Raw genomic sequence first — 7,087 nt, forward strand, 5'->3', positions numbered from 1 at the left:
GGATTTGATTTACATTTATTGTGGTAGAAAAGAAAAAAAGAAACGGAATTAATAACGTAGCCTAACACCGCGTATAATTAATTGCTTGTTTTAAGACTACTTACGAACATTCCTGCGGAATATTCTATCTGTGATTTATTTACTAACTTTAGTACCTAATTCACGCAACTAACCATACACAATCACGTTGTGCACAATAAGACTATGACAAGAAACATCAAGTTAATTTTGGGGATTTTGATAACTTCAATGTTATTTACGAATTGCTCATCCGATAAAAAAAAGAATAGAAATATACTTATTAATTCTATTGCCGAAATTAAATCAGTGCTTTCCCCAACAACAGAAAGTTTCGAAATTCAAGTAAATAAGGAAACTATTTTAAAAGGAAAAAAGGGAACATCTATTTATATTCCTGCTAATGCTTTTCAATTTGAGAATGGAACAGAACCAAATGAACCTATTACAATTGAACTTAAAGAGTGTTTTAGTCTTACTGATATGATTTTTGAAAATCTACAAACCATTTCTGGAGATAGAATCCTAGAAACAAATGGAATGATATATGTCAATGCAGAAGTGAATGGTAAAAGTCTTTTCGTAAAAAAAGGAAAAGCGTTTGTTGTTGGATTTCCAAAAAACGGATTAGATAAAGAAATGGATTTATTCTATGAGTTAAAATTAAATGACAGTATAAAAACTTGGATGCCTGACTATAAATTCTTTGAAACAAAATCGGCACAAGAAAGCATAGCCGAAATTGATAGTTTAGATATAATTGGTGATGACATAGGATATGAAATTGAATATCCTATAGAAATGACTGATGATTTATATGATTATGGTTTTAGGTCTTCAGGTAGCACAGCAACCTTTTTTTATTTAAAGTTAAAAGGCAGTGACGAAACAATTATAGAATATATTGAGAACCCATCAAACGTAGATAGTATAACTGCTCATAAATTTAACAAAAACAATTGGACTGCTGGTTTCGATTTTAATATCAATAAGAAAGGTATAATGTATAATTTTCGACCTGAAAGTCATTCTGAAAGAAAACAAAATGATGAAGCTTTAAAACTCGCAAAAGAATTTTTAAAATCTGCACCTACTTTTGATATTGAATCTTACGATAGAGAAGTGAAAAATGACTGGGATTATTATTTAAGTATTTCGGGAAGTCGTTCCATCAATTGGAATCGATTTAAGCAAAAATTCAGAAACCAATATTCCAATATTACAGATACTGCTATTCAAAAAATTGACCCGAATGCATTGGAATATTATATGTTTTCAGCAACAGAAATGGGTTGGATAAACTGTGATAAGATTTGGGATATTGAAGACAGTGAAAAAACAGATTTTATTGTTAAAACTAATAATCCTTCAGAAACCAAAATTCAAATAATATTCAAGGATATTAAAAGCATAATGACTGGAACTTATGAAAACGGAGTTTTAGTCTTTAAGAACATTCCAAAAGGCAAAGAAATAAAGGTTATTGGAATAAGTTATTCAAATGGAAAACCGACACTTGCAGTTGGAGAATCAATGACTGATTCTAAAGATTTTGAACTTAAAGAGTTTAAAGAATTTACTCTTGACCAATTGGAAACTGAATTGAATAAATTGAATTAAAATTACTGTGCACAACACCGTGTATAATTAATGGCTAGTTTTAGCTTGCTTACGAAAATCCTCGCGGATTTTCTATTCGGTTTTTATTTGCTAAATTAGGTGCTGAAACACGCCACTAACCATACACAACAACGTTGTGCATAATACCCGAATGACGAACCACGAATTGACATTTAGCAAAATAAAAGAGTTTTTGGAATCTCATTTTCCTGAAAGAATTTCTGAATATGAAGACGGAACTCATCTGACTTTGGATTCGAAAAACGATGAAGAATCGTCTATTTGGATTGAACTTGACGAAGATGGACAGCTGACTGTTGGTTTCGGAATTAGTCACTTACATTATGACCCGAAATATGACGACTTGAATAAAGGGTTTAATGACTTTTTGCGATTTCTGACCTGTAAAAAAAGGAGGATAGATTATTACAAAGGAAAATTCCCATTCAAAAACGAGTATGAATTTGAGAATGAAAACGGAACTTGGGAAAATTATGGAACTTCCTTAACTTGGGCTTTTCCTTTTTGGAAAAAAACGACAAAAAAAACAACCAATCAAAACGGATTTATAAACATTACGAAAATTGAATCTGAAATTGAAAAAATAAAAAGTACTATGCACAACACCGTATAAAAATAATGCTTAGTTTAGTGCTTAATCCAGAGTTCGTGCACTTTTGTTACGTCTGATTTTCCTGCGGAAAATCCTCGCACACAAAACCGCACTATTCTTATACAATCACGTTGTGTGCAAGCTGAAAAATGAACTACGCAAGGAACAAAATAGAACTTAATGAAAATGGATTTTCCGTTTTAACTGACTTGTATTCGGATAACGAAATAAGCGGAATTTTAGCTTGTATCGAAAATGCTGAACAGGATGGAAATTCGTTTATGAAAACAAAGGATTTGTTTGCGATTAGACAATTAGTCAAAAACGTACCTGAATTAAGTGATTTGTTGTTTAACAAAAAACTGACTGAATTAATTTCTGACCTTTCGGAATCAGAATATTTCCTGACCAAAGCCATTTATTTTGACAAACCAAGCGAATCGAATTGGTTTGTAGCTTATCACCAAGATTTGAGTATTTCAGTTGACAAAAAAGCTGATTTGGAAAATTATGTGAACTGGACTTTTAAAAAAGGACAAAACGGAGTTCAACCACCAATTAAAATTTTACAAGACACAATTACAATCCGAATTCATTTAGACAAAACGGATAAAAATAATGGAGCTTTAAAAGTCATTCCAAAATCTCACTTGAACGGAATTGTTCGAGTGGACTCAAAAGATTGGAATACGGATAACGAATTTATCTGTGAAGTAGAAAAAGGCGGAGCAATGTTAATGAAACCTTTGACTTTACACGCTTCCAACAGAACGACAAACGGAAAAAAAAGAAGAGTAATACATTTAGAATTTAATAAACATAATCTGACTGAACCGTTGGCTTGGTTGGAACATTATGGAATAAAAAAGCCAGCACACAACAACGTATAAAATTAATTGCTTGTGACTTGCCTACTTGGAAATTCCTGCGGAATTTCCAATGGTTCGTTTAATTTTTATTAAGTTAGTTGCTAAACCACGCAACTAATCTTATACAAGACCGTTGCCAAGCATAGCGGAATTCCACTCAAACTGAAAAAACAGGGCTTTAAAATAACCGAATTTCTGCCGACTAAAACTCCGAAAAACTTACTGTAAACTGAATTTCACTCTTGCGGAATTCTGATCAAACAGAATTTATATAGTTTACGGAATTTAAACAGTTTTGTGTGAAATTCAGACTGTTGAACCTCACTCAAAACCGAATTGAAAGCGGATGAATCTATTGTTGAATTCCAACTGTTGTGTTGAATTTCACTCAAACGGAATGACATTGATTATGTGAAATAATTAGCGAAATTCCACGCCTGGCAACAACGTGCATAATTAATATGCTTGTTTTATGCGTATCGTGAAATTCTGCCGAATTTCACTAATGGGTAGTTTTTATTTATTAATTTAGTTGACTTAATAACGCATACTAAGTCATGCACAAGCACGTTAGCAAACATTTAAAGAAAACCGTGAAATACATTAATATTCTCATATTATTATTAATATTTAGTTGTTCGAATAACAAAACCAAATCGAATGACGAAAAGAATGTTATCCCGAATATTGACACGTTGAGATATTCCTACAACGGATTTAATAACGGTTTAAAACTTGATTTGCTAAGCAACGGAACTTTTATAAACGAAGATTACTTATTCGGTTGTACTGGTGGTGGAGAAAGGAAAAAAGTTTTCGGAACTTATAAAATGGATAGCGTAAACCTAAAATTAATTCCTAATAAGGTAGAGTTTACCGAATATCCTATGGATATGGAATCAAAACCAATAACAACTAATGTTAATTACGGAATTGACTCGCTTAAAATTAAAACTGAATTTCAAATCGTTAGTTGGGAAAATAAAAAATACCTTCTTTCAGATTTCTATGATTTTGGTTGGAGTTTAGACAAAGAAAACGATTACATAAGATTTGCAGATTATCTTAATTCTGGATTGGAACCTAAATCGAGTGGAAGATATTTAGCAACTGAAATAAAAGATACTATAAAAACAGAATTTGATTTAAAACAAATACCTGAAAAATGGCAAAGTTATTTTCTAAAAGAACCTGTTTCAGCCAAAATCAGAAAGATTAAAAAAATAACTGACCCAAAAGATATAGAAAACATTTCTTGGCTAATAGAGTTAGATAAAGGAAAAAAAGACCGAATGAATAACCGACTAACATTAGAAACTAAAGATGGAGATTTTTTTATTGAGGTAGATTCAGTTTTGACTAACAGAAGTTTCGGTAAATATTATATGCCAGATTTTACAACAGAAAAATATCCAATTGGAACTGAATTAAGAACAAAGTGGGAATAAAAACGATTTGCTAACACCGTATATAATTTATTGCTAGTTATAGCTTACTTACGAAAATCCTCGCGGATTTTCTATCCGTTTTTTTTTGTTAACTTAGTTGCTTAACCACGCAACAAACCATATACAAACACGTTGGCAACAAGCAAAAAACGAAACCTATGAATAAAATTTTAGTAGTTTTTTTAATATTAGGATTTTACTCTTGTGGCGAAAAACAAAAAGCTGAAAAAAAAACGGAAAGTTTAGAAATCGAAAAAACTGTTTTTAAACTTAAAGGCTTTGAATTACTTAAAGATTTTGAGAAAAATAAGGCAGAATTCGGAACAGACACTTTTGAACTTTTTGGACATTCTTCTGAAGGTGGAGAATTGAAAGTATTTCATAACAAAATATTCGATTATGTTGTTTATGATTTTTGGCTTTATGGAGAAACTGGAAAACTGAACTATACTTATTGGGCGGAAAAAAATGGAAAACTGAATTTTAAACTAATTAAGAAGTTAGAATATAATTATAACAAACCATTTTACGAAAACGGATATAAAACGGATTCTATAATTCGTTATTTATCTTATTCTAATTCAAAAGTAAAACTGTATGACTTAAACAAAACGGAAATAAAAGAATCGGAAAAGGTTCAAAAAACAAAATTAGAATTGGAATCATTTTTTAAAGATTTAACAAAAGAAATTGAAATAATTAAATAAAGCCAGTTGCCAACACCGTGTATAATTAATTGCTTGGTTTTAGCCAATTTACGAAAGTCCTCGCGGACTTTCTATCTGTGTTTTATTTGCTAACTTTAGTGCTTAAAACACGCAACTAATCATACACAAACACGTTGTGCAACATTTGACAAATGACTAAAATAGAATTTCTTTTTCACTTACAAGGAGTAAGTTTTCAAGCACTTAAGTTTGCTGAAAACTATGTGAAAACTGAATTAAAAACCAACTTTCGATATAATGTTATTTTTTCAGAATCCACAAATGATACTAATCATTCGGAATTTGATATTTACGAAGAGGATTGCGGAAAAATGAAGTTGGACTTGAGCGACAATGAAGTTATTGAACTTTTATATAGAAAAGGTAAAGTTCCAATTTGGATTGACATTAATGTTCTAAAGTCAAGTAGAAAAAGTACGACCTTCAATTTATTGTGTGCTGGTAGATATTCCGATGACAAAGAAAAATTTTATTATAATCACAATGGTTCAGGACCTTTTGGAGTGAAAAGCCCAAAACTACCTATTGATTATAAAGAAGGAAAGAAATTTAAATTATAAGAAAAATGGATTTCGAAATAAAAAGAACTACTACTGTCGAATTTCCCGACACTTATTTCAAGGTCGATTTAAATGACTTAGAAAGTTTCATATCAGAAAAACTGACTGAAAAAGATTATGGAAATTCAGTTACAAAATATTTCTGGGGTTTTGAATTATTCAAATTTGACGGAGGTTTTGCACAGTTTTTTAGAAATGACATTGAAAGTTGGAAACATTCTGTGAAGTGGTTTGTGACTAATTCAAATTTTGACTGGAATATAATAAAGGATTTGACAGAATTACAAACGCTTGAATTGATAAAAAAGGAAATGCTTATATCAATTGGTCGAATTAATAATATGAAAAGAAAACCCAAAGATTTCGATTACAAAAAGTTAATACAAGACCTTGAATTGATTCTAAATGATTTTATAAAAATAAAAAAAAACGTTGCACAACACCGTATATAATTTATTGCTGGCTTCTCGCCTACTTATGAAAGTCCTCGCGGACTTTCTTGGTCGGTAATTATTTACTAAATTAGTTACTTGAAACACGCAACAAACCATATACAAACACGTTGTGCGCCATTACCCAGCACACTAAAAAAATAATTATGAAAGGAAATTTAATCAGAATAATTTTAATCTTATTGACCCTGACTTCTTGCAATAATCGAGTAATTGCAGATTTTGAAATAATAAATAGTACTGGAATTAAAATTGACTCGCTGAAAATTGAACCAATGGTTGTTTCTGAAGGGAAATTTATTTCACTAAAACCAAATGAAAAAGCGGAATATAAAGCTGATATGACTGGAATTGCGAAAGTGGATGGCTCTTATATGCTTTCCTATCAACAGAACGGAGAAACTTTTATTAAAAACTTCGGATATTACTCTAACGGTTATCCTTCAGACTATTTAACTCGAATTGAAATTGAAAAAGACACATTGAAATTCGAAGCGGAATTTGAGAAATATTAAAAGAAAAAAACGGACGCACAACACCGCGTATAATTAATTGCTTGTTTTAAGTCTACTTACGAACATTCCTGCGGAATATTCTATCTGTGATTTATTTGCTAACTTAGTGCCTAAATCACGCAACTAACCATACACAATCACGTTAGCTGTAATATTGGCTCTGAATTTTCCTGAAATAGGTTGACTAAAAATTAAGCAATTAATTACAGTCACTTATGAAAACAAAAAATGAACACTGGCTAAAAAAAAGCTATCAAAAAGCTA

General features: G+C 30.8%; 8 protein-coding genes. All 8 read left to right on the forward strand.

All coding sequences use genetic code 11. The features are described 5' to 3' along the window. The first annotated feature begins 327 nt into the window (after nucleotides 1–327). A complete protein-coding gene (locus tag BMZ09_RS15775; protein ID WP_143067844.1) occupies nucleotides 328–1,638 on the forward strand; it encodes a hypothetical protein in 1,311 nt (436 codons plus the stop codon). Between the two features lie 151 nt (nucleotides 1,639–1,789). Continuing rightward, nucleotides 1,790–2,272, forward strand: a complete 483-nt coding sequence (locus tag BMZ09_RS15780) for a hypothetical protein (protein ID WP_090842447.1) — start codon at nucleotides 1,790–1,792, stop codon at nucleotides 2,270–2,272. A 128-nt stretch (nucleotides 2,273–2,400) separates the two neighbouring features. Further along, nucleotides 2,401–3,141 carry a phytanoyl-CoA dioxygenase family protein gene (locus BMZ09_RS15785; RefSeq protein ID WP_090842449.1) on the forward strand — a complete coding sequence of 247 codons (741 nt, stop codon included), beginning with the start codon at nucleotides 2,401–2,403 and terminating at the stop codon, nucleotides 3,139–3,141. Between the two features lie 674 nt (nucleotides 3,142–3,815). Beyond that, entirely contained in the window at nucleotides 3,816–4,568 is a 753-nt protein-coding gene (locus tag BMZ09_RS15790; RefSeq protein WP_090842451.1) for a hypothetical protein, read from the forward strand. A gap of 158 nt (nucleotides 4,569–4,726) precedes the next feature. Next, on the forward strand, nucleotides 4,727–5,275 hold the full coding sequence (locus BMZ09_RS15795; RefSeq protein WP_090842453.1) for a hypothetical protein: 549 nt from the start codon (nucleotides 4,727–4,729) through the stop codon (nucleotides 5,273–5,275). A 152-nt stretch (nucleotides 5,276–5,427) separates the two neighbouring features. Further along, nucleotides 5,428–5,856: a hypothetical protein gene (locus tag BMZ09_RS15800; RefSeq protein WP_090842455.1), complete on the forward strand. Its 429-nt coding sequence runs from the start codon at nucleotides 5,428–5,430 to the stop codon at nucleotides 5,854–5,856. Nucleotides 5,857–5,861: 5 nt separating this feature from the next. After that, a complete protein-coding gene (locus BMZ09_RS15805; RefSeq protein ID WP_090842457.1) occupies nucleotides 5,862–6,308 on the forward strand; it encodes a hypothetical protein in 447 nt (148 codons plus the stop codon). 146 nt (nucleotides 6,309–6,454) lie between these two features. Then, nucleotides 6,455–6,823 carry a hypothetical protein gene (locus tag BMZ09_RS15810; protein WP_090842460.1) on the forward strand — a complete coding sequence of 123 codons (369 nt, stop codon included), beginning with the start codon at nucleotides 6,455–6,457 and terminating at the stop codon, nucleotides 6,821–6,823. Nucleotides 6,824–7,087 lie beyond the last annotated feature (264 nt).

The sequence above is a fragment of the Olleya namhaensis genome (assembly GCF_900114005.1).
Lineage (GTDB): Bacteria > Bacteroidota > Bacteroidia > Flavobacteriales > Flavobacteriaceae > Olleya > Olleya namhaensis.